The sequence below is a fragment of the Myxococcus sp. MH1 genome, from assembly GCF_059738865.1.
On the sequence record NZ_AP026947.1, the window covers coordinates 2,739,030 to 2,764,827 of the forward strand.

Below are 25,798 nucleotides of genomic sequence, written 5' to 3' on the forward strand. Positions count from 1 at the left end.
ATGGAAGAGCGGGTTGGCGACGTCGACGGGCTGCGGGCGTGGCTCGCGGTCGAGCTGTCCTCGTTGCTGGGGCGTGAGGCGAGCGAGGTGGGGCTCGCGACGCCGTTCTTCCAGATGGGCGTCGACTCGCTCGTCGCGCTCAAGTTGATCTCCCGGCTGTCGGGGGTGCTGGGGCGGCCGCTGTCGCCCACGCTCATCTGGGAGCATCCGACACCCGCGGGGCTGGCGGCCCATCTGCTGGGACCCGAAGCGGCGTCGAAGCCCGGCTGGGACGTGCCCGGCCAGGAGCCCTCGGAGCCTGTCGCCATCGTCGGGCTGGCCTGTCGCTTCCCCTCCGCGCCGGATGCCGAGGGCTTCTGGCGGGTCCTCCAGGAGCGCGTCGACTGCGTGACGGACGTGCCCCCGGAGCGCTGGGCGGCCTCTGCCGGAGCCTGGGAGCGACCTGGGGCGTTCCTCGACACGGTCGACCGCTTCGACCCGGGCTTCTTCGGAATCTCGCCCCGGGAGGCGGGGCAGATGGACCCCCAGCAGCGCTTGATGCTGGAGCTGTCGTGGGAGGCGCTCGAGGACGCGGGCATCGCGCCCGGGACGCTGCGGGGCTCGCGCACCGGCGTCTTCACGGGGCTGGTCTGGCGCGACTACGCCGACCTCCAGACGCTCCAGGGGGCCTCCGCCTCCCTTCATACCTGCACCGGCCACGCCGGGAGCATCGTGGCGAACAGGGTCTCCTATACGTTCGGGTTCGAGGGCCCCAGTCTGGCCATCGACACCGCCTGTTCCTCGTCGCTGGTCGCCATCCTCGAGGCCTGTCGCAGCCTGCGCGCGGGCGAGTCGACCCTGGCGCTCGCGGGGGGCGTGCAGCTCAATCTCTCTCCCCGCACGCTCCAGGCCGTCTCTGCCTTCGGTGCGCTCGCGCCGGACGGGCGGTGCAAGACCTTCGATGCGCGGGCCAACGGCTACGGGCGCGGAGAGGGCGCGGGCGTCGTCGTCCTCAAGCCCCTGTCGCGCGCCCTGGCGGATGGGGACTCCATCTACTGCGTCATCCGTGGCGGCGCGGTGAACAACGACGGCGCCAGCAACGGGCTGACGGCTCCCAGCCCCAAGGCCCAGGAGCAGCTGCTGCGCGCCGCCTACGGCGCCTCGGGCGTGGACCCCGCGCGGGTGCAGTATGTCGAGCTGCACGGGACGGGAACGCCGCTGGGCGACCCGATAGAGGCCCGGGCCCTGGGCGCCGTGCTGGGCGGGGCGGCGCGCGCTTCCGGGCAGCCCCTTCGCGTGGGCTCGGTGAAGACCAACATCGGGCACCTGGAGGCGGCCGCGGGCGTCGCGGGCGTCATCAAGGTGGCGCTCTCCATCCGGAAGCGGCGGCTCCCGGCGAGCCTGCACTTCGAGCAGCCGAACCCGCACATCCCGTTCGATGCGCTGGGCCTGAGCATGCAGACGGCGCTCACGGCGTGGCCCAGGGACGAGGAGCCCGCGCTGGCGGGCATCAGCTCCTTCGGCTTCGGGGGCACCAATTGTCACCTCGTCGTCGAGGAGCATCTGCCGGGGCCCCGGCGGGCCGTGGCGCCTCCCTCCGTCGTGCCCCGCCCGCCGCTCCCCGGAGGGCCGAGGAAGGTCGCGTTCCTCTTCGCGGGCGCCGGCTCGGCGTGGTGGGGCATGGGGCGGGAGCTGCTCGCGACGCAGCCCGTCTTCCGTGCGCGCTTCGAGGCGTGTGACGCCGTGTACCGGGGGCTCGGGGGCGACTCGCTCGTGGAGGCGTTGCTCGCGCCTCGCCACCGCTCGCGCTTCGAGCGGGGCGAGGTGCAGTTGCCAGTCGTCCTCGCGCTCCAGGTCTCGCTCGCGGCGACGTGGCGGGACTGGGGCGTCGAGCCGAGCGCCGTCATCGGCTACAGCGTGGGCGAGTGGGCCGCGGCGCACGTGGCGGGAATCCTCACGCTGGAGGAGGTCTTCGCGCTCGCGCGCCATTACATCCAGGTGCAGCGGAGCGTGACGGGCGGCGCGGGCATGGGCGTGGTGGGGCTCCCCGCGGCGGAGGTGGAGGCGCGCCTCGCCGGGGCGGGGAGGATCGCCATCGCCTCGGTGAACAGCCCCCGGTCCACGGGCATCGGCGGAGAGCCCTCGGCCCTCCAGGACTTCGCCTCGCGGCTGGTGGCGGAGGGGATTTTCGCGCGCACGGTGGAGATCGACTTCTACGCGCACATCCCCCAGGTGGCGCCGCTCGCGCCGCTCTTCCTGGTGGGCTGTCCGGCGCTGAGGCCGCTGCCGGGGCGCATCCCGATGGTCTCGACGGTGTCGGGCGCGTTCGTCGACGGCGTGTCGCTGGGACCCGGGTACTGGACCGACAACTTCCAGGCGCCCGTGCGGTTCGCCGACGCGGTGAAGACGCTGCTCGACTCCGGACACGAGGTCTTCCTCGACGTCAACCCGCATCCCATCCACGCGCGCTCGGTGGAGGAGAACATCGCGGCCCACGCGGCGACGGCCACGGTGGTGCAGGGGCTGCAGCGCGGAGCGTCGGACCTGGATGGGCTTCATCGCGCGCTCGACGCGCTCGCCTCGGCGGGCCACGCGATTCGTTGGGAGCGGGTGTTGCCGGAGGCCCCCGTGCCTCCCACCGCCGACGGAGCCGCGGAGCTGTTCGTGCTCTCCGCGAGGACGGAGCCCGCGCTCCGGGAGCAGGCCCGTCGTGTCGCCCGGCAGCTTCGCGGCGCGCCCACACCCTCGCTCGCGGACCTCTGCGCCACCGCGGGGCTCTGGCGTGACCATCATGCGCACCGGTTGACGTTGGTGGCCCGGACGCGGGCGGCGCTGGCGGAGGAGCTCGAGGCGTTCGGCCAGGGGGCGTCGCCGCGGGCCTTCCAGGCCCAGGGGGTGGTCCGGCAGGGCGAGGCGCCGCGCGTGGGCTTCGTGTTCTCGGGGCAGGGCGGCTTCCCGCTCGGGGAGAGCACCCGCCTGTTCGAGGAGGAGCCCTGCTTCCGGGAGATGTTCGAGCGCTGCGACCTGGTGTTCCGCGCGCGCACCGGGGCCTCGCTCGTCGAGGCGATGGAGGCCGCGCGGGAGGGGGCCGTTCCGCCGCGCACGGAGGTGGAGCAGCCGCTCCTGTTCGCCTTCCAGGTGTCGCTCGCCGCGCTGTGGGCGGCGTGGGGCATCCGTCCGGACGCCGTGGTGGGGCACAGCATCGGAGAGGTCAGCGCGGCGCACCTCGCCGGCGCGCTGTCGCTCGATGAGGCGATGGCCCTGGTCGTGAGCCGCAGCCGCTTGATGGGGAAGACGGCCGGACGCGGAGGCATGGCCACGGTGGCGACCTCGCTCGAGCGACTGTCGCCGCTGCTCGCGCCTCACGGTGACGCGCTGTCGGTCGCCGCGCTCAACGGTCCGGAGGACATCGTCGTCTCGGGAGAGCGCGCGTCGCTGGAGTCGCTGCGGGACAGCCTCCAGGCGCAGGGGATTCGCGTCCGGCTCCTGAACGTCGACCACGCGTTCCACAGCGCGCAGATGGACGCGCACCTGGCGGAGCTGGACGAATGCACGCGGGAGCTCGCGCCCAAGGCGCTGGTGACGCCGCTGTACTCCACGGTCCGGGGTGGGCGGGTCCTGGCCTCGGTGCTCGACGCGGACCACTGGCGCGCGAACATCCGACAGCGGGTCCTGTTCGCACCGGCCATCCAGGCGATGCTCGCCGACGGCTGCCGCGTCTTCGTCGAGGTCTCCCCGCATCCGGTGCTGTCGCAGCCGCTGGCGCGGACGCTCGAGGCCTCGGGGGTGGAGGGGACATCGGCGCTGTTCTCCGCGCGCCGTGACCGGCCCCCTCGCGTCACGATGCTCGCCGCGTTGGGGGCGCTCCACACGTTGGGGCGCGAGCCCGCGTGGAAGGGCGTCTTCCCCCGTGGGGGCCGGCGGGTGGCGCTGCCGTCCTATGCGTGGCAGCGCGAGCGCTACTGGTTCGACGTCGCGCCCGGGGCCACGCCAGACAAGGGACATCCGCTGCTGGGGCGCGCGGTGGAGGCTCCCCTCGGCGAGGCGCGCTTCGAGTCCTCCCTTCGGGCGGACCGCGTGCGGCTGCTCGCCGACCACCGGCTCTACGGCACGGTGGTGGTCGCGGGCGCGAGCATGGTCGGCATGCTGCTGGAGGCGGCCCGTCGGCTCTGGGGGCCGGAGGGCTGTCGCGTCCAGGATGTGCTGTTCCTGAGTCCCATCGTGATGGAGGACGCCGAGGAGCGGGTCTTCCAGGTGTCCATCTCGTCCTTGGGGGACTTCCGGCTGTCGACCCGGCTCGCGAGCGATGACACGGAGTCACCGCGCTGGACGCTGCATGCCACGGGGCGACTGGAGCGAAGCGAGGAAGCGCCCTCCGAGGCCGAGCCGCTCGCCGGGCTCGAGGCCCGCTTCGAGGCGCTCCCGTCCATCGAGCGTTTCTATGAGGGCATCGACCGACAGGGCCTGGTGCTGGGGCGACAGTTCCGCTGGCTGGAGGCGGTCTCCCGGGGCGAGAGGGAGGCGCTGGGGCGCCTGCGTCTTCCGGATGTGGGGGATGGCGCGGAGGACTACCGGCTGCATCCGGGGCTCATCGACTCGTGCTTCCAGGTGCTGGGGGCGGTCTCGGGCTTCTCGTCCATCGAGGGGATGGCCTTCGTTCCCATCGGCATCGACCGGTTCGTGCTCCACGGGGCGCAACGTCCTCGGTTCTGTCATCTCGTGCTGCGCTCGGGGACGGGCGCGGTCGACGAAGCCTCGACGGTGGACCTGCGGTTGCTGGACGACGCGGGTGTCGTCGTGGCGGAGGTCCACGGCCTGACGATTCGCCGGGCGCCTCGGGACACGGTCCTGCGACGAGACACGGGGGCTGCGCCGCTGCACTTCCAGGTGGAGTGGCAGCCTCGGCCCGTGGCGGTGCTGCCCTCCGCGAGTGAGCCCGTCACCTGGTTCCTCCTCGCGGACCGCGGCGGTTTCGCGGAGGCGCTCGCCCGACAGCTCGAGCTTCGGGGTGCTCGCGTGGAGGTGCTCTCCTCCGACCTCGCACGTCCTGGCGCTCACGGCGACGCGAGTGCTTCAGACGACCACGGTCGCGCTGGTGCACGTGTGGAGGAGCGGTCCTCCGACAAGGGCGATGAGCGGCGCCTGCTCGAGCGTCTCGATGCGCTCGGCGAATCGGTGCGGGCCCGCGTCGGAGTCGTCGACCTGCGAGGGCTCGATACGTCCTCGCCACTCGGCGGTGTCGAGCGTGGGGTCGGGCTCGTGAAGCTGCTGGCGACCCATGGCGGTGGGATTCCACCGCGTCTGGTCCTGGTGACGCGAGGCGCGCAGGCGACCGGTGTGGAGGAGGGCGTCCTCGCCGTCGAGCAGTCGCCGCTCTGGGGCCTGGGCCACGTGGTGGCCCTCGAACACCCCGAGCTGCACTGTGTGCGCATCGACCTGGACCCGTCCTCTCATGGAGAGGACGCGGCGCTGCTCGCCCAGGAACTCTCCTCGTCGCAGGATGAGGACCGCGTCGCCTTCCGCTCGGGTCGTCGCCTCGTGGCCCGGCTCGCACGCGCGCGGCTTCCGCGTGCGCCCCATCCACTGTCTCTCTCCGCCGACGCCACGTACCTCATCACCGGCGGCCTCGGGGGCCTGGGGCTCGAGGTGGCCCGGTGGATGGTGGACCGGGGCGCGCGTCACCTGGTCCTCATGGGCCGCCGTGCGCCGGAGCCGCTCGCGCAAGCACGCGTGGATGCGCTGCGGTCCGCTGGCGCGAACATCACCGTGCGACAGGCCGACGTGTCGTCGCGCGAGGAGGTCGCGCGGGTGTTGTCGGAGTGCCGCGCGGCGATGCCTCCGCTCCGGGGCGTGGTGCATGCCGCGGGTGTCCTCGACGATGGCCTCCTCGTGCTCCAGGACGCGGCGCGGATGGCCGATGTCCTCGCGCCCAAGGTCCACGGGGCGCTCAACCTCCATCACGAGACCCTCGAGTCGCGCCTCGACTTCTTCGTCCTGTTCTCCTCCGTGAGCGCCGTCTTCGGGACCACGGGACAGGTCAGCTATGCCGCCGCCAATGCCTTCCTCGACGCCCTGGCCCATCACCGGCGCGCCAACGGTCTGACGGCCACGAGCATCAACTGGGGCCCCTGGGCCGAAGTGGGCATGGCCGCGCGGCTGTCCGCCGACGCCGGCAAGTCCTGGTCCGGTTTCGGAGTGGGGATGCTCGCCCCCGCCGCGGCCCTCGCGTCGCTGGAGGGCATCCTCGGCGCCGACCTCACGCAGACCGTGGTCGTGGCCGCCGGCGGGCGCGCGGTGCGGGAGGGGCTGCCTGCCTTCTTCGAGGTCCTCGCGCCTCGTCGCGCCGAGCCCACCCGCTCCGCGCCGCCCTCGACGGTGTTCGCGGGGGCCTCGCCTCGTGAGGCCCGCGCCCGACTGCTCGCGCTGCTCCAGTCGCAGGCCTCGGACGTCCTCGGGCTGTCGTCCTCGTCGCCCATCGACCCGCGTCGACCCCTCCAGGAGCTGGGGCTCGACTCCCTGATGGCGTTGCAGCTGCGCAACGCCTTGTCCACCGCGCTCGGTCGCTCCCTCCCCGTCACGTTGTTGTTCGACCACCCGAGCTTGGAGCAGCTGCTCGACTTCCTGGGGCGCGAGCTCCCCTCCGCCGACGCGGCGGCCTCGGAGCCGGCGCCTCGGGCCGTGAAGCCACGCAGGGCGGCCGTGGACGGCGCGGAGCCCATCGCCGTGGTGGGAATGTCCTGCCGGCTGCCCGGTGGGGTCCGGAGCCCGGAGGACTACTGGCGCCTGCTCGCCGACGGCGTGAACGCGGTGCGCGAGGTGCCCGCTTCGCGCTGGGCGCTCGACGACTGGTACGACGCGGACCCGGAGGTCCCCGGCAAGACGTACTCGCGACACGGCGGCTTCATCGACGACATCGACGCGTTCGACGCCTCGTTCTTCGGCATCTCCGGCGCGGAGGCCCGGTCGATGGACCCGCAGCAGCGCATGTTGCTGGAGCTGAGCTGGGAGGCGCTGGAGCGCGCGGGCATGGCGGTGGAGCGGCTCAAGGGGACCCCCACCGGGGTGTTCCTGGGCATCTGCCTGAGCGACTACGCGCTGCTGGAACTCAACGCCGCCGATGCTCGCGGCATCAACGCCTACTCGGGCTCCGGTGGCGTGCTGAGCGTGGCGGCCGGACGCATCGCGTATGCGCTGGGCCTGGAGGGCCCCACCTTCGCCGTCGACACCGCCTGCTCCTCGTCCCTGGTCGCCACGCACCTGGCCTGCCAGAGCCTGCGGGAGGGGGAGTGTGACGTCGCGCTCGTGGGCGGCTCGAACCTGCTGCTCTCGCCGCGCATGACGGTCTACTTCTCGAAGCTGAAGGCGCTGTCCCCGGACGGCGCCTGCAAGGCCTTCGACCGCTCCGCCAATGGCTATGTGCGAGGAGAGGGCGCGGGCGTCGTGGTCCTCAAGCGCCTGTCGGAGGCGCTCGCGGAGGGCGACCCCGTCCTCGCCGTCATCCGGGGGACGGCCGTCAACCAGGATGGCCGCTCGAATGGCCTCACGGCGCCGAGCAGGCCCGCCCAGGAGCGCGTCATCGAGAGCGCCCTGCGCCAGGGTGGCGTCGCCCCGCGCGACGTCGGCTACGTCGAGGCGCACGGCACCGGGACGTCTCTGGGTGACCCCATCGAGGTGCAGGCGCTCGCGGCGGTCCTCGGGCGTGGGCGTCCCGCCTCCTCGCCGCTGGGAATCGGCTCGGTCAAGACGAACCTGGGACACCTGGAGGGCGCGGCGGGAATCGCCAGCCTCATCAAGGCCATCCTCGCGCTTCGCCAGGGCGAGCTGCCGCGCAGCCTCCACTTCAAGGAGCCCAGCCCCCACATCCCCTGGGCCGAGCTGCCCGTCGAGGTGATCTCCGAGCACCGCGCGTGGCAGGTCCCGGACGGGGCGCGGCGCATCGCCGGGGTCAGCTCGTTCGGCTTCAGCGGGACCAATGCCCACGTGGTCCTCGAGGAGGCCCCGAAGCGTGAGCCTCGGGCAGAGGCCCCGGCGTCCGTGGAGCGTCCCGAATTGCTCGTCCTGTCGGCCCGCTCGGCGGAGTCCCTGCGCGAGGCCGCGGGGCGTCTGTCCGCGACGCTGAACGGAGGGGACGGCGCGGCGTGGCGCGACCTCTGTTACTCCACGAGCTGTCGTCGGAGTCACCACGAGCATCGGCTCGCCGTGGTGGCTCGTTCCCGAAGCAGTGCCGCGGAGGCGCTGGAGGCCTTCCTTCGTGGCCTGTCGCACCCGGACGTCACGTCCGGCTATGCCCTCCCCGGCGCGGCCCCCAGGGTCGTCTTCCTGTTCACCGGACAGGGAGGGCAGTGGTCCGGCGCGGGGCGCGCGCTCCTCGAGGAGGAGCCCGTCTTCCGCGAGGCCCTGCGGTCCGTGGACGCCGTGCTGATGAAGCTCGCGGGCTGGTCCGTCATCGAGGAGCTGCGACGCGAGCAGCCCCGCTTCGAGCTGGCCCACATCTCCCAGCCCGCGCACTTCGCGCTCCAGGCGGCGCTCGTGGCGCTCCTGCGCTCCTGGGGGCTGGAGCCCGACGCGGTCCTGGGGTCCAGCATCGGAGAGGTGGCGGCGGCCCACGCGGCCGGGGTCCTCTCGGTCGAGGACGCGATGCGCATCACCCTCGAGCGCAGCCGCATCCTCGCGGCCATCGCGGGGAGTGGCGCGATGAGCGCGGTGGAGCTCTCCGAGGCGGAGGCCGCCGAGGCCATCGCGGCGCATGGCACGCGGCTGTCCATCGCCGCGCTCAACAGTCCGACGTCGGTGCTCCTGTCCGGTGACGCGGGAGCGATGGAGGAGGTGCTCGGCGCGCTGGCGGCGCGCGGCGTCTCCTGTCGTCGGCTCGGCCTGGACTACGCCTCGCACAGCCACGCGGTGGAGCCCCACCTGGAGGCCCTGCGACAGGCGCTGGAGGGACTGGGCCCACGGCCCGAGGCGCTCCCCATCTTCTCCTCGGTCACCGGCCTGCGCGCGGAGGGGCGGGACTTCGACCGCGACTACTGGGCCCGCAACCTCCGGCAGCCCGTGCGCTTCGCCCCCGCCATCTCCGCGCTCGCGAGCGAAGGCCATTCGCTCTTCGTCGAGATTGGACCCAACGCGGTCCTGTCGCGTCCGGTGCAGCAGTGCTTCCAGCAGGCGGGCCGGAGCGCGACGGTGGTGTCCGCGCTGCGACGGGGAGAGGCCGAGCGCCACACCCTGCGCGCGCTGCTGGGCGGCCTGTTCGTCGCGGGCGTCTCGCCAGCCTGGGAGCGGCTCTTCCCCGAGGGCGGGGCGTTGGTGCCGCTGCCGTCCTATCCCTGGCGCAAGGAGCGCTACTGGGTCGCGAGCCCGGCCCCCGCCGCCTCGAGGCCCGCCTCCACGCAGGAGGTGCTGCCCCTGCACGGGCGCCGCGTGCGCTCTCCGCTGGCGGAGACCCTGTTCGAGGTGGAGCTGTCGGTGGAGCGGATGCCGTTGCTCGGCGAGCACCTGCTCCACGGCGCGGTGGTGGTCGCGGGGGCCGGGCATGTCTCGATGGTGCTCTCCGCGCTCCAGTCGCTCCAGGGCACCGCGCCGATTCGTCTGGCCGACATCGTCTTCCCGCGCGCGCTCGTGGTGGAGGCGGGGCTCGTGCGTCCCGTCTCGGTGGTGGTGGGGGCGGAGCAGTCGGGACGCGCCTCCTTCCGCATCCAGAGCCAGGAGGCGGGGGGCGACTGGGTGCTCCACGCGGAGGGCAAGGTGCTGCGCTCCGGTGCGCCGCGAGTCGACGCGGCGGTGTCGCTGGAGCAGCTGCGCGCGCGATGTCCGACCCCCCTCGAGGTGCCGCGGGTCTACGAGACGATGGATGCCGAGGGGATCTCGCTCGGGCGGCGCTTCCGCTGGGTCGAGCAGCTGTGGCGGGGGGAGCGGGAGGCGTTGGGACGCATGCGCGCGCCGGAGCCCGAGGACCGGCAGCCGGCGACACCGTTACACCCCGGGTTGATCGACTCCCTCTTCCATGTCCTGCGCGGCGTCCCGGGCGTCGTGCGCGATGACGGCGTGCCCCTGATTCCCGTGGGCATCGAAGGCGTGGTCTTCCTGTCGCCGCCGCGCGGCACGCTCTGGGCGCACGCCATGCCGCGGCCCGGGAGCGGCAAGGATGGCGAGACGCTGAGCGCCGACTTCCGCCTCTTCGGTGAGGACGGGGTGACGGTCGCGTGGGTGGAGGGGCTCGTCGTCCGGCGCGCGCCCCGCGAGGCCTTCGTGAGGGAGCGCGTGCGTGCGCCCGGCCAGGACTTGTTCCAGGTCCGGTGGCGACCGGCGCCTCCCGTCACGGCTCCGACGCGGGAGACGGGACCCTGGCTGCTCCTGTCGGACCGTGGCGGTGTCTGCGCCGCGGTGGCGGACCGGCTGGGGGCGGAGGGCTCGCCGTGCCAGGTGATGGCGGCCCCTGAATCGACGGAGTCGGAGGCGTCGCTGCTGGGCCGATTGGAAGCGGCGCTCGGCGCGGGCCCCTGTCGCGGGGTGATGTACCTGGCGGCGCTCGATGTCGGCGCCCTGGAGCCCGGGAGCGAGGCGCGGGTCACCACCGAGGTCCTGGTCGGCGCGGTGCGGGTCCTCCAGGCCCTGACGCAGCTGAAGCGCCCGGTGCCCCCCCGGCTGTGGCTCGTCACGCGGGGCGCTCAGTCGACGGACGCGCGGCACGCGCTCTCGCTGGCCCAGGCGCCGCTCTGGGGGCTCGGGGCCACGCTGCGCCACGAGCACCCTGAAGTCCGCTGCACGCTCGTGGACCTGGACCCCGCGCCGGCCGCGGACACGGTGCATTCGCTGTGCACGGAGCTGCGGCTCCTGGATGGCGAGGACCGCGTCGCGTGGCGGGACGGCGCGCGGCTCGCCCAGCGACTCCAGTCCCTGGAGGTCATCCCGGAGCCCGGCCCCGTGCCGGTCGTCGCGGACGCGACGTACCTCATCACGGGGGGCCTGGGCGGGCTGGGGCTGCGGTGCGCGCGGTGGCTCGCGAAGGAGGGCGCGCGGCACCTGGCGCTCCTGGGGCGCAACGCGCCTTCCGAGGAGGCCCGCGTCGTGCTCCAGGCCCTCGCGGCGGAGGGCGTCTCGGTGCGTGTGCTCGCGGCGGACGTGGGCGAGCGGGAGTCCCTCGCGCGTGCGCTCTCGGAGCTGCGCGCGGACATGCCTCCGCTTCGGGGTGTCATCCACGCGGCGGGGCTGCTCGACGATGCGTTGCTGGCGAGCCAGGAGCGCGAGCGCATCGAGCGGGTCCTGCGGCCGAAGGTCGCGGGGGCGCTCCACCTGGACCAGCAGACGCGAGCGGACCCGCTCGACTTCTTCGTGATGTTCTCCTCCATCGCCGCGCTGCTCGGCGGGGTGGGGCAGGCGAACTACAGCGCCGCGAACGCCTTCCTGGATGCGCTGGCCGCCGAGCGGCGGGCGCGTGGACTGCCCGCGTGCTCGCTGGCGTGGGGCCCCTGGGCGGAGGTCGGACTCGCCGCGGCGCGCGCCGACCGGGGCGCCCGGCTGGAGGCCCTGGGTCTGGAGAGCCTCGCGCCGGACGAGGGCGTGGCCATCCTCGGCAGGCTCCTGCGAGGAACGACCGAGACGCACGTGGGCATCGCCCGCATCGACTGGGCGAAGTGGGGACAGGTCTATCCCTCGGCGGACCACGCCTCGCTCCTGACCGACTTCCTCCTCCGCGCGCGGCCCCGGGCCCCGGGCACGGCGGTGGCCGAGGGACTTCCCGCGCTCCACGAGCTGGCCCGGATGACCCCCGAGGAGCGTCGGGCGCGTGTCGACGGCTCGCTGCGGCGCGAGGTGGTCTCGATGCTGGCCCTCCCTGGAGACCTGGCCGACGGCCGCCTGCCGCTGGTCCGCTTCGGCTTCGACTCGCTGATGGGCATGAAGCTCAAGGCGCGGCTGGAGCTGGCGCTGGGGGTCTCGGTTCCGGCCGTGAAGCTGTTGAGCGGCCTGAGCTTCGACGACCTCGTGGCGCTCGTCCTCGAGAGCCTCGACGCCGTGCCGCCTCCGCCGGAGGCGGCCCTGGATGACCCGATGGAGGAGTTCCAATTTTGAATGCCACCGAACTGATTGCCGAGCTGACGCGCCTGGGTGTGGAGCTCAAGGTCGACGGCGAGCACCTCCGGGTCCGCGCCGCGCGCAACGTCATCACGCCCGAGCTGCAGCAGCACATCGCCGCCCGGAAGGCGGAGGTGCTCGAGCTGCTCCGACGCCAGGGCGAGGCCCTCCGCTCCGAGCAGGAGCACGCGCCCTTCCCGCTGACCGAAATCCAGGAGGCCTATCTGGTCGGACGCGGCACCGACTTCGGCGTCGGCGGCATCTCCTGCCACCTGTACCACGAGCTCGACGGCCAGGCGCTGGACGTGGAGCGGCTGTCGCGCGCGTGGCGGCGCCTCATCGAGCGGCACGCGATGCTGCGCGCCGTGGTGCTCCCGTCGGGGGAGCAGCGCGTGCTGGAGCAGGTGCCGTCCTTCTCCATGCCCGTGCTGGACCTGCGTGGACAGGCGCGGGACGTCGTCGAGGCGAAGCTCGCCGGGATTCGCCAGGAGCTCTCCAACCGCTCCGTGCCGCTGGGGCAGTGGCCCACCTTCGAGCTGCGCGCGACGCTGCTCGATGGGAACCGCACGCGCATCCACCTGGACATCGACGCCATCACGATGGACGCCGCCGCCGTGCTCGCGCTCCTCGAGGAGTGGCGCGAGCTGTACGTGACGCCGGAGAAGGTGCTGGAGCCGGTCCCGGTGTCCTTCCGGGAGCACGTGCTCGCGGAGCTCGCCGCCCGCGATACGACGGCCTACCGGAGCGCCGAGGCCTACTGGCGCGCGCGCCTGGATGACCTGCCGGAAGCCCCGGTGCTGCCCCTGGCCACGCCTCCCGAGCAGCTGGTGCGCCCCGCGTTCCGGCGGCTGGGCGGGAGCCTGGACGCGAGGCGATGGGAGCGGCTGAAGGAGCGGTCCGCGCAAGCCGGGCTGACCCGCTCCGGCGTGGTCTGCGCCGCGTTCGCGGAGGTGCTCGCCGCATGGAGCGAGAGCGCCCGCTTCTGCCTCAACCTCACGCTCTTCAGGCGCCTGCCCATCCACCCGGCCATCGACCAGGTGGTCGGTGACTTCACGACGAACGTGCTGCTCGAGGTCGACGGGCGCGGCACGTCGTTCACCCAGCGCGCGGTCCAGCTCCGCGAGCAGCTGGCCCGGGACCTCGAGCACCTGCTCTTCAGCGGCATGCGGGTGATGCGCGAGCGCGCGAGGCGGCGCGAAGGTGCCGCGGGAGCACTCATGCCCATCGTCTTCACGAGCCTGCTGGGACACAGGCCCGGTGGCGCGGGCGCGGGCTCTCCCTTCGGGTGGCTGGGCGAGACGGTCCACGGCATCACCCAGACGCCGCAGGTGTGGCTCGACCACCAGGTCCGGGAGGAGGACGGGGCGCTGCGCTACTCCTGGGACAGCCCGGAGGGGCTCTTCCCCGCGGGCATGCTCGAGGACGCCTTCGCGGCCTACGAGTCCCTGCTCGGTCGGCTCGCGGAGGAGGACGCCGTCTGGGCGGCGCGCTCCCCGGTGCGACTGCCGGCCGCGCAGGCCGCGCGCCGTGAGGCGTTCAACGCCACCGCGTCGCCCATCCCCGAGGCGCGCCTGGAGGCGCTCTTCCTGGCCCAGGCACGACGCGCCCCCTCGCACGCCGCGGTGGTGAGCGCGGAGCGGACGCTGAGCTACGCGGAGCTCCGTGGACACGCGGGCGCGCTGGCGACCCGACTGGTCGAGCTGGATGCGCGGCCCGATGGATTGGTCGCGGTCATCCTGGAGAAGGGCTGGAGGCAGGTGGTCGCGGTGACGGCCATCCCACTGGCCGGGGCGGCCTATCTCCCCATCGACCCCGCGCTGCCGGACGAGCGCCGCCGGCTCCTCCTTCAGGAGGGGAAGGTGCAGGTCGTGGTGACGGAGCCGGGGCTGGTGGAGCGGTTCGCGTGGCCGGAGGGCGTCCGGGTGGTGAGCATCCCGGACAGCGCGACCGGGGAGCCGCCGCACGCGCCGGCACGTTCGCCGGCGGACCTGGCGTATTGCATCTACACCTCGGGTTCGACGGGGCGCCCCAAGGGGGTGATGGTCGAGCACCGCGCCGCGGCGAACACGCTCCAGGACATCAACACCCGCTTCGGGGTCGGCCCGGAGGACCGGGTCTTCGGCCTGTCGTCGCTGGGCTTCGACCTGTCGGTCTACGACATCTTCGGGAGCCTGGCGGCGGGCGCGACGCTCGTGCTGCCCGAGCCCGACGCGACATGGGAGCCCGCGAGCTGGCTGCGGTGGCTGCGCGAGGCGCGCGTGACGGTGTGGAACTCCGTCCCGACGCTGATGGAGATGCTGGTGGACCTGGTGGAGACGCGCGGTGAGCGCCTCCCGGAGTCCCTGCGCCTGGTGTTGATGAGCGGTGACTGGATTCCCGTCACGCTGCCGGACCGCATCCGCCGCTTGTCCCGCGACATCCAGGTCATCAGCCTGGGCGGGGCGACCGAGGGCGCGGTCTGGTCCATCCTGCACCCCATCACCCAGGTCGAGCTCGGGGCGCGCAGCATCCCCTACGGCCGGCCGATGCTGAACCAGCGCTTCCATGTGCTCGACGAGGCGCTGGCGCCGCGGCCGGAGCACGTGCCGGGCGACCTCTTCATCGGAGGCGCCGGCCTGGCCCGGGGCTACTTCGGCGACGAGGAGCTGTCGCGCGCGCGCTTCTTCACGCACCCAGGCACCGGCGAGCGCCTCTACCGCACGGGCGACCTGGGCCGCTTCCTGCCCGGTGGATACATCGAGTTCCTGGGCCGCAAGGACTTCCAGGTCAAGGTCGCCGGTCACCGCATCGAGCTGGGCGAAATCGAGGCCGCGCTCTGCCGCCATCCCGCCATCCGCGAGGCCGTCGTCGCCGCGCCCGGGGAGCGCACGCAGCGCAAGCTGGTGGGCTACGTCGTCCCCATGGAGGGGCAGCCCGCGCCCACGGACGACGCGCTGCGGGAGTTCCTGGGCAGGACGCTGCCGCACTACATGGTGCCGGGCGTCTTCATGCGGCTGCGGGCGCTGCCGCAATCGGCGAACGGCAAGGTCGACCGCAAGGCCCTGCCCACGCCGGTGGAGGAGCCCGTCCACGGCTCACTGCCCCTGGAGGCGCGGGGCGGGGAGGTCTTCACGCGAATCACCCGCCTCGTCGCCGAGGTCCTCAAGCGCCCCAGCGTCGAGCCGGAGGCGTCGTTGCTCCAGCTCGGCGCCACGTCGGTGGAGCTCATCAAGCTCGCGACGATGTTGGAGCAGGCCTTCGGGAGCCGGCCCCGGATGTCGGAGTTCCTCACGCTGCGCAACACCGCGGACATCGTCGCCTACTACACCCGGCACCCGCCGGCGGAGGCCCCACCCGCGAGCGCGAAGGTGGAGGAGGGGTTGCTGCTGGACCCCGAGCAACGCGAGGCCTGGAAGCGCGCGCGCCACGGCGTCCGCACCTTCGATGCGGGGACGCCCGTGGTCCCGATGGCCGGGCTCTCCGAGGGCGAGGCGCGGCGCCGTCACCTGGAGCGCTCCAGCCACCGGACCTTCTCGTCCGAGCCCGTGGAGGCCCAGGCGCTGGGTCGCCTGCTGTCGTGTCTGCGCTCGCTCGAGGTCGGAGGGCGCTTCAAGTACCAGTACGGCTCGGCGGGGAGCGCGTACGGCGTCCAGCTGTACCTCCACGTGAGCGCTGGACGGGTTCGGGGGCTCGAGGCGGGCGCGTACTACCACGAGCCGGCGCGCCACGCGCTGGTGCGGCTCTCTGCGGTGGACGCGCTCGACGCCAGCCTCCACGCGCCCACCAACCGGTCCATGTTCGCCAGCTCCGCGTTCTCGCTCTTCCTGGTGTGTGACAGGCGCGCCATCGCGCCGCTCTACGGCGAGAAGTGGCGGGACTTCGCGCTGCTCGAGGCGGGGCTCATCTCGCAGTTGCTGGAGCTGCGCGCCGCGGAGCAGCAGCTGGGGCTCTGCCAGGTGGGGGAGCTGCGCTTCGACGACCTCCGCGCCGCGTTCCGGTTGGAGGAGCCGCACGTGTACCTGCACAGCCTGGTGGGCGGCTCCATCGCTTGGGAAGAGGGGGCGTTGTGAAGACGGCCGAGTTCATCGTCGAGCTTCAGCGGCAGGGCATCGAGCTGTGGGTGGAGGGCGAGGCGCTGCGGTTCCGCGCGCCTCCGGGCCACGTCACGGACGAGGTGCGCGCGGCGCTGCGTGAGCGCAAGCACCAGCTCGTGGAGCACCTGAGCGCCACCCCCCGCGTGGCGGAGGTCCAGGCCGCGGTCGTCCCCCCGCCGGAGGACGTGCGCTTCTCGCCGTTCCCCCTCACCGACATCCAGAACGCCTACTGGGTGGGGCGGCAGGACGCGTTCGACGCGGGCGGCGTCGCGGCGCACAGCTACCTGGAGCTCGCGTTCGACGCGCTGGACCCCGCACGCCTCGAGCGGGTGCTCCAGCGGCTCATCGAGCACCACGACATGCTGCGCATGGTGGTGCTGCCCACGGGCGAGCAGGTGGTCCTGGCCTCCGTGCCGCCGTTCCGCGTCACGACGTACGACCTCCGCGCGGCCTCGGACGGGAGTGTCGACGCGCACCTCGCGGCGATTCGCGCGGAGCTGTCCCATCAGGTGCTGCCGGCCGACCGCTTCCCGCTCTTCGAGGTCCGCGCCTCCCAGCTGCCGGGGGGACAGGTCCATGTGCACATCAGCCTGGACCTGCTCGTGGCGGACGCCTTCAGCGTGCAGCTGCTCATCGAGCAGTGCGTGGTGCTGTACCAGGACCTGGAGGCGCCGCTCGCGCCGCTGAAGCACACCTTCCGCGAGTACTTCGCCGCCGCCGCGCGACGTCGCGAGCAGGGGGCCCAGGCCTATCAGCGCGCGCTCGAGTACTGGCGCGGCCGGCTGGCGACGCTGCCCGGTCCGCCCGAGCTGCCGCTCGCCGCCGACCCGGGCACCCGGGGACCTCGTCGCTTCTCCCGTCGCAAGGGCGGCCTGGAGCCCGCCGCGTGGAAGACCTTCCGCGAGCGCGCCGCCGCGGCGGGGGTGACGGCGTCCATGGCGCTGGCCGCGGCCTATGGCGAGGTGCTGCGCGCCCACGGCCGCGGCCAGCGGCTGACGCTCAACCTGACGCTCTTCAACCGGCTGCCGTTGCTCGAGGACGTGGAGCGCATCGTCGGCGACTTCACCTCGGGCATCCTGCTGGAGGTGGACGGCTCCCAGCCCGAGTCCTTCGCCCAGCGCGCCCGGCGACTGCAGGGGCAGCTCTTCGACGACCTGGAGCACTCCATCGTGTCGAGCGTGCAGGTCCTGCGCGAGGCGGCCCGGCTCGGCCGTCTGGACACGGGGATGGGCATGCCCTTCGTGTTCACGAGCCTGCTGTCGGAGACGGGGCGCTCGCTGCGGATGGGCGAGGGCGTGCGAATCGTGGAGGTCGTCAGCCAGACGCCGCAGGTGTGGCTGGACCACCAGGTCTTCGAGCTCAACGACGCGCTGTACTTCAGCTGGGACTCCGTCGACGCGCAGTTCCCCCAGGGGCTGATGGACGCGCTCTTCGGGGCCTATGTCCGGCTCCTGCGCCGGCTGGTGGAGGACCCGTCCGCCTGGGAGGCCCCCGCGCGGCAGCCGCTCCCGGCCGAGCAGCTCGCGCGTCGGGAGGCCTACAACGCCACGGGGCGGCCCGTCCCGTCGGAGCGGATGGAGACGCTCTTCCTGCGTCAGGCCGCCACGCGGCCCCAGGCGCCCGCCATCATCGCGGGCGACAAGGTGCTCACCTACGGAGCGCTGGAGCGGCGCTCGGCGCGGCTCGCGTCATGGCTCATCGCCCGGGGCGCGCGGCCGGAGCGCCTGGTGGCCATCGTCGCGGAGAAGGGGCCGGAGCAGGTGCTCTCCGCGCTCGCCATCCTGCGCGCGGGCGCGGCCTATCTGCCGTTGGACCCGAGCCTGCCCACCGAGCGGCTCCACGAGCTGCTGCGGGACGCGCGCGTCGACCTCGTGCTCACGCAGGCGCATCTCGACGCGTCGCTCACCTGGCCCGAGGGTCCCCGGCGGCTCGCGGTGGACCTGGACGGCGCGCTCGATGTCGGGGACGCGGAGCCTCCCGCCGTGCAAGGCAATGGCCTCGCGTATGTCATCTACACCTCGGGTTCGACGGGGCGGCCCAAGGGGGTGATGATCGACCACCAGGGTGCGGTGAACACCCTGGTCGACATCAACGCGCGCTTCGGGGTGGGGCCCGAGGACCGGGTGTTCGCGCTCTCGTCGCTCAGCTTCGACCTCTCGGTCTACGACGTCTTCGGGACGCTCGCGGCGGGGGCGGCCATCGTGATGCCGGCGCCCGGCACGCTGCGCGACCCGAGCCACTGGCTGTCGGTCCTCACCCAGGGCCGGGTGACGGTGTGGAACTCGGTTCCGGCGCTGATGGAGATGCTCATCGAGTTCGTCGAGGGCGCGGGGCAGCGCCTGCCGGACTCGCTGCGCCTGGTGATGATGAGCGGTGACTGGATTCCCGTCACGTTGCCCGAGCGCATCCGGAGCCAGCGCGCGGGCATCGAGCTGGTGAGCCTGGGCGGCGCGACGGAGGCGTCCATCTGGTCCATCCTGTATCGGATTGGCGAGGTCGACCGCGCGTGGCGGAGCATCCCCTACGGCCGCCCGATGGTGAACCAGCGCTTCCACGTGCTGGACGACGCGCTCGAGCCCTGCCCCGAGTGGGTGGCGGGGCAGCTCTACATCGGCGGGGTGGGACTGGCGCTGGGCTACCACGGCGACGCGGAGCGCACCGCCGCCCGCTTCATCGTCCACCCGCGAACCGGTGAGCGCCTCTACGCCACCGGTGACTTGGGGCGCTTCCTGCCGGACGGGAACATCGAGTTCCTCGGCCGCGAGGACTTCCAGGTCAAGATCCAGGGGCACCGCATCGAGCTGGGCGAAATCGAGGCCGCGCTCGATTCACACCCAGCCGTGAGAGGGGCCGTGGTCAAGGCGCTCGGCAAGCCGGGCGGGCCTCGGCGCCTGGTGGCCTATGTCGTCCCGGACGCCACGATTCCGACCCACGTCCTCGAGAAGGAGCCCTCGGACGCGACGCTGGATGAGGCGCATGAACCGGAGCCTCGACTGGGCGTCATCTCCGACCCCATCGCGCGCCTCGAGTTCAAGCTGAAGGGGCGTGGGCTGCGGACGGATGTCGGCGCCCGTGAGTCCATCGCGCTCGCGAAGCCGGCCCTCGACGCCGCGCGGCTCCAGGCCGTCGTCGACCGGCGCAGTCACAAGTCCTTCCGCTCGAGCCCCGTCTCCGTCGGACAGCTCGCCGAGTTGTTGAGCTGCCTGATGCAGGTCCAGCTCGAGGACTCGCTGCTCCCCAAGTACCGCTACGCGTCGGCGGGAGGGCTCTATCCGGTGCAGGTCTACCTGCACGTCAAGGCCGGGCGGGTCCAGGGGCTCGCGGGCGGGACGTACTACTACCATCCGAAGCAGCACGCGCTGGTGCTGCTCTCGCCGGACGTGGTCATGAGCCGCGCCCAGCACGCGCCGGGAAACCGGGCCACCTTCGACGACGCGGCGTTGTCCGTGTTCCTCGTCGGCCAGCTCGACGCCATCCAGCCGCTGTACGGAGACCTCGCGCGGGACTTCTGTCTGCTCGAGGCGGGCTACATCGCCCAGCTCCTGATGGGCTCGGCGGTGGGAGGCGAGCTGGGCCTGTGTCCGATTGGTGGCCTGGACTTCGAGCCGCTGCGCCAGCAGCTCGCGCTGGACGCGGGGCATGTCCTCCTGCACAGCTTCCTGGTCGGGGGCGTCGGCGCCTCGGTGAAGAAGGCCACGCCCGCGACGCGCTCGGCCCCGGCGACCTCGCTCCCCGAGGAGCTGCGGCGTCACCTGGTCGCCCGGCTCCCGGACTACATGGTCCCCACGTCCTTCGTGCTGATGGACGCGCTGCCGCTGACGTCCAACGGCAAGGTGGACCGCGACGCCCTGCGAGAGCCGAGCGACAGCGCGCAGGTGGCGCTGCCCGCGTCCCGTGCGCCGCGCACGGAGGTGGAGCGCTCCCTGGCCACCATCCTCCAGGAGGTGCTCCACCTGGACGAGGTGGACATCCACCGCAACTTCTTCGACCTGGGGGGCACGTCGGTGCAGATCGTCCAGGTCCACCGGCGGCTGCGAGAGCGGCTCCACGTGGACCTGCCCATCGCGCAGATGTTCCGGTTCACCACCGTCAGCGCGCTGGCGGAGTACGTGTCGACGCGGAGCACCGAGGCGCGACGCGAGCCTGTCCGTGAGGCGCCGCGTCCGAAGGCCGTGCCCGTGCCGAGCGCGCGTCCGGACCCTGCGCTGGAGTCGGCCATCGCCATCGTCGGGATGTCGGGCCGGTTCCCCGGCGCGAGGAACCTGGCGGAGTTCTGGCGGAACCTGTGTGACGGGGTCGAGTCGGTCTCGTTCTTCACGGAGGAGGAGCTGCGCGGCTCGGTGCTGGAGCCCTCGCACCTGGAGGACCCTCGCTACGTCCGGGCCGGCGCGGTGCTCGACGACGTGGAGCTCTTCGACGCCGAGCACTTCGGGCTGATGCCGAAGCAGGCCCGGCTCACGGACCCTCAGCACCGCATCTTCATGGAGTGTGTGTGGGAGGCCATCGAGGACGCGGGCTATGACCCGAAGCGCCTCCAGTCGCTGGTGGGGGTCTATGCCGGCTCCATCATCAGCAACTACCTCCTGTTCCACCTCGGCTCGTCGGTGGGGCGAGAGGGCGCGGTCCGAGACCTGCAGACGCTGATTGGGAACGACAAGGACTACCTGGCGACGCATGTCTCGTATCGGCTCGGCCTGAAGGGGCCGAGCATCAGCGTCCAGACGGCGTGCTCCTCGTCGCTGGTGGCCGTCCACCTGGCGAGTCAGGCGCTGCGCAATCGCGAGTGCGACATGGCGCTCGCCGGTGGCGTGGCCGTGCGGTTGCCGCAGCGCTCCGGCTATCTCTACGAGCAGGGCGGCATCCTCTCCCCGGATGGTCACTGCCGTGCGTTCGATGCGGACGCCCAGGGCACCCTCTTCGGAAGTGGCGCGGGTGTGGTGGTGCTCAAGCGCCTCACCGACGCGCTGGCGGATGGCGATTGCATCCGCGCCGTCATCCGCGGCTCGGCGGTCAACAACGACGGCTCGGTGAAGGTTGGCTACACGGCGCCGAGCCAGGAGGGGCAGGCCGCGGTCATCGCCTCCGCGCTGACGGCCGCGGGCGTGAGCCCCCGCAGCATCGGCTACATCGAGACGCACGGGACGGGCACGCCGCTGGGCGACCAGATCGAGTTCGCCGCGCTCCAGCAGGCCTTCGGTGCCGACGCCGACGCGGTGGGCGTCTGTCCCATCGGCTCGGTGAAGACCAACGTGGGGCACCTGGAGGTCGCGGCGGGCATCGCCGGGCTCATCAAGACGGTGCTGTCGCTGCAGCACCGACGCCTTCCTCCCAGCCTGAACTTCAAGGCACCTCACCCGCAGCTCGACTTCGCGCACAGCCCCTTCTTCGTGAACACGCGGCTCGCGGAGTGGCGCGCCGCCTCGACGCCGCGCCGCGCCGGCGTGAGCTCGTTCGGCATCGGCGGGACGAACGCGCACGTGGTGTTGGAAGAGGCGCCGGAGGTGGAGAGGAAGGGTGTGGCGGAGAGGCCGAGGCACGTGCTGGCGCTGTCAGCGAGGAGCGAGAAGGCACTGAGGGAGCTTGCGGGCCGGTACGCGAAGGGGCTGGGGGAAGAGGTGGGGGACGCGTGCTTCACGGCGAACACGGGGCGAGGACGCTTCGCGCACCGGGTGGCGGTGGTGGGGAGGACGGGAGAGGAGTTGAGGGAGGAGCTTGCGAGGTACGCGAGCGGTGGCGGGGTGGAGAGGGGAGCGGAGGGGCAGGCGAGGAAGGCGGAGGAGGTGGTGCTGCTCTTCACGGGGCAGGGAGTGCAGCACGAGGGGATGGGGAGGGAGCTGTACGAGACGAGCGAGACGTTTCGCGGGGTGATGAAGCGGTGCGAGGAGGTGGTGAAGGGGGAGGTGGGGGAGTCGCTGGTGGAGGTGTTGTACGGAGGGAAGGGGGCGCTGCTGGAGAGGAGCAGCGTGTCGCAGGCGGCGCTGTTCAGCGTGGAGTACGCGCTGTCGGAGGTGTGGAGGGAGTGGGGAGTGAAGCCGGCGGCGGTGATGGGGCACAGCCTGGGTGAGTACGTGGCGGCGTGCGTGGCGGGGGTGTTCAGCCTGGAGGAGGGGCTGAAGCTGGTGATGGAGAGAGGGAGGTTGATGGAGGGGCTGGAGGGTGAAGGGAAGATGGTGGCGGTGTTGGCGAGCGAGGAGGAGGTGAAGGGGGAAGGAGGAGGGAAGCTGATTGCGGCGGTGAACGGGCCCGGGGAGGTGGTGCTGGCGGGGCGAGTGAAGGAGGTGGAGGAGGTGGAGGGGAGGCTGAAGGGGAGGGGGAAGGAGTGCCGAGTGTTGAAGACGACGCACGCGTTCCACTCGGAGCTGATGGAGCCGATGAAGGAGGGGTTCGAGAGGGCGGCGGGGAAGGTGGGGATGAAGAGGGCGAAGCTGGAGTTGGTGTCGAACGTGAGTGGGAAGGAAGTGAAGGGGGAGGAGAGGGAGGCGGGGTACTGGGCGAGGCACCTGAGGGAGCCGGTGAGGTACTGGGAGGGAGTGAAGGGGCTGTACGAGAGGGGATACCGGGTCTTCGTGGAGGTGGGGCCGAAGCCGACGCTGACGGGGGTGGGGAAGAGGTACCTGGGAGAGGGAGAGGCGCAGTGGGTGGGGAGCCTGAGGCCCGGGAGCAGCGACTGGGAGATGCTGCTGGGGAGCGCGGCGAAGCTGTACGTAAAGGGCGTGGAGGTGGACTGGGCGGGGGTGGACAAGGGGTACGCGCGCCGACGGGTGGCGCTGCCGACGTATCCCTTCCAGCGTGAGCGCTACTGGGTCGAGCGTCCTCGTGAGAACGCTCGAGCCGCGACGCCGAGCTCGGGTGGCGCGGGGTTGTTGGGTCGACGCCTCCGCTCTCCCGCGCTCACGCAGACGGTCTTCGAGTCGTCGGTGGGCACCGGCGCGATGCCGTTCCTCGCCGAGCACCAGGTGCACGGCGCGACGGTGCTGCCGGCCACGGTCTACATGGAGCTGGCGCGAGCCGCGGCCGTCGAGCTCCTGGGCGCTGGTGTGCATCCGGTGGACGGGCTGCTCATCCACGATGCGCTCGTCCTGCGTGGTGCCGCCGAGCGAGTCCTCCAGCTCGTCGTGTCTCCGAGCGGTGATGGCACGTACACCTTCCAGCTCTTCAGCGCGGAAGACGAGGGCTCCCGAGGCGCGAATGCGTCGAGCTGGACCCTGCACGCGTCGGGGAGTCTCGCCAGGGCGCGAGCCGAGGTCGTCACCCCCGAGCCACGCGCGCTCTCGGAGTTGCTGGCGCGGTGTCCCGCGGAGGTCCCCGTAGCGAAGCTCTACTCGCACTTCGACGCGCGCGGCATCCACTACGGCCCGGCCTTCAAGGGCCTCGAGCGCATCCGCCTGGGACAAGGCGAAGCGCTGGGCCAGGTGCGACGGCCCGAAACGCTGACCGCGGAGACGTGGAGTGCGCCACTGCACCCCGCGATGCTCGATGCGTGTCTCCAGGTCTGCGGCGCCCTCTTCCTGGGCGAAGGCCGCGACACCCCGGAGGACGTGCTCGTCCTTCCCGTCGGGTTGGAGCGGCTCGTGGTCTGGAGCGAGCCGGGGACGACGTGTTGGAGCCATGTCTCGATGCGGGCGGGCAGCACGTCGACCGGGGATGTCCGCATCCTCGACGAGGCTGGACGGGTGTGCGTCGAGCTGGTGGGGCTGCGCTTCCAACAGGTGAGCCGCTCCGCGCTGCGGCGGATTCTCGGCACGGGGCGGGACTGGACCTACGGGCTCGCCTGGGAGCCTCGCTCCTTGACGGCGCTCCCGGACGGGGCGACCTCGAGTGGTACCTGGGTGCTGCTCGCGGATGGGGGCGGTCTGGCGGACGACCTCGCGAAGTCGCTGGAGGCGCGGGGCGCTCGCTGCGTCCGGGTCCTCGCGGGGAGCACCTACGAGGCGCGTGAGGGTGGGACGTACGCGGTCGACCCGACCCGGGCCGAGGACTTCTCGCGCCTGCTCCAGCACCTCACCGCCACAGGGGGCGAGCCGTGTCGGGGCATCGTGCATCTGTGGGGGCTCGGGGGCGGGCTGTCCGCGCCGTCGACCCAGGACCTGGCCTGCATGGGGGCGCTCCATCTGGTCCAGGCGTTGAGCCGTGGTGGAGGTACGCCGCCGCCTCGCCTGTGGCTGGTGACGCGCGGCACCCAGCGCACGGGGCACGAGGCGGCGCCTCCCTCATTGGCCCATGCGGCGCTCTGGGGCTTGGGTCGCACGCTCGCGGTGGAGCATCCGGAGTCCTGGGGGGCGCTCATCGACCTGGATGGCGACTCGCGCGACGAGGACCTCCGCTCCCTGCTGGACGAGCTGCTGCGGACTCCCGAGGGTGAGCAGGTCGCCATCAGGCGCGGCCAGCGGTACGTGGCGCGTCTCGTGCGCGGTGACGTGTCCTCACGCGCGACGCCTTCCGTGTCACAGCTCCGACAGGATGCGACCTACCTCGTCACGGGTGGCCTGGGCGCCCTGGGCCTCCACGTGGCCCGGTGGATGGTGGAGCGCGGCGCACGCCATCTGGTGTTGATGGGGCGCAACGAGGCGAGTCCTGGGGCGGAGGCGGCGCTGCGGTCGCTTCGGTCCGCCGGGGCGCGAATCGAGTGCGTGCGAGGGGACGTCTCGCGGCCCGAGGACGTCGCGCGAGCGCTGGCCACCCTCTCCGGCGACGCGCCACCGCTGCGTGGCGTGATGCACGTCGCCGGTGTGGTGGAGGACGGGACGCTCCTCCACCAGGACTGGGCCCGCTTCGAGCGCGTGCTCGCACCGAAGCAGCGCGGAAGCTGGAACCTCCATCAGCAGACGCTGGAGCTGCCGCTCGACTTCTTCGTGATGTTCTCGTCCTCCGCCTCGTTGCTGGGGGCCGCGGGGCAGGGCAACTACGCCGCCGCGAACGCGTTCATGGATGCGCTCGCGCACCACCGTCGCGCGCTCGGGCTGCGCGCGGTGAGCATCAACTGGGGCCCCTGGAGTGGCGGCGGAATGGCGGCGGCCCTCGAGGTGCCGGAGGCGCGGCGCTGGTTCGAGTGGATTGAACCGGAGCAGGGACTGGAGCTGCTGGGACACGCGATGGAGTCGGGCCGCGCGCAGGTCGCGGTGCTGCCCATCGAGTGGCCCCGGTACCTGCGGCGCTTCGGAGAGGTCGGCGCGCCGAAGGTCCTGTCGGGCCTGCTCGACGAGGCTCGGGCGGGCATGCCCCGCGCGACGGCGTCGCCGATGCGGGCGCGGCTGAAGGGGCTGCCGCGAGGGCGTCAGCAGGAGCTGCTGCTCGAGCACGTGCACCAGCAGGTCGCCCAGGTGCTGGGCTGGGATGCCTCCGCGCCGAGGTCGGGGGGCTTGCGGCTGTTCGACTCGGGCCTGGATTCGCTCATGGCCGTCGAGCTGAAGAACCGTCTCCAGGCGAGCCTGGGCCTCGAGCGCCCCCTGGCGGCCACGCTGGTGTTCGAGCACCCCAGCATCGAGTCGCTGGCCGAGCACCTGGCGCTCGAGGTCTTCGAGCTGGGCCCCCTCGTCCCCACCACGCCGACAGCGCCGGTGGAGGACTCGGGCCCGACGTTGGCGGAGCTGGAGCGGCGCCCCGAGGAGGAGCTGGGGTCGCTGCTCGACGAGAAGCTCGCGGCCCTCGAGAAGCTGATGGGTGAGAGCTAGTCCCCC

The 25,798-nt window shown here is 72.6% G+C and carries 3 protein-coding genes; all 3 read left to right on the plus strand.

Annotated elements, in window-relative coordinates:
- Genes AC6JA9_RS11265 through AC6JA9_RS11275 form a run of 3 tightly spaced genes read left to right on the plus strand, consistent with a single transcriptional unit; the run spans position 1 to position 25,792 of the window.
- Positions 1–12,045, plus strand: a complete 12,045-nt coding sequence (locus tag AC6JA9_RS11265) for an SDR family NAD(P)-dependent oxidoreductase (RefSeq protein WP_497959655.1) — start codon at positions 1–3, stop codon at positions 12,043–12,045.
- Positions 12,042–16,097: a non-ribosomal peptide synthetase gene (locus AC6JA9_RS11270; protein WP_497959656.1), complete on the plus strand. Its 4,056-nt coding sequence runs from the start codon at positions 12,042–12,044 to the stop codon at positions 16,095–16,097. The genes AC6JA9_RS11265 and AC6JA9_RS11270 overlap by 4 nt, the downstream gene beginning before the upstream one ends.
- Positions 16,094–25,792 carry an amino acid adenylation domain-containing protein gene (locus tag AC6JA9_RS11275; protein ID WP_497959657.1) on the plus strand — a complete coding sequence of 3,233 codons (9,699 nt, stop codon included), beginning with the start codon at positions 16,094–16,096 and terminating at the stop codon, positions 25,790–25,792. Before AC6JA9_RS11270 ends, AC6JA9_RS11275 begins: the two co-directional genes overlap by 4 nt.
- Positions 25,793–25,798: the final 6 nt, after the last annotated feature.

Coding starts and splice junctions, on each gene's coding strand:
- AC6JA9_RS11265 (WP_497959655.1), top strand. CDS start 1: ATGGAAGAGCGGGTTGGCGACGTCGACGGGCTGCGGGCGTGGCTCGCG.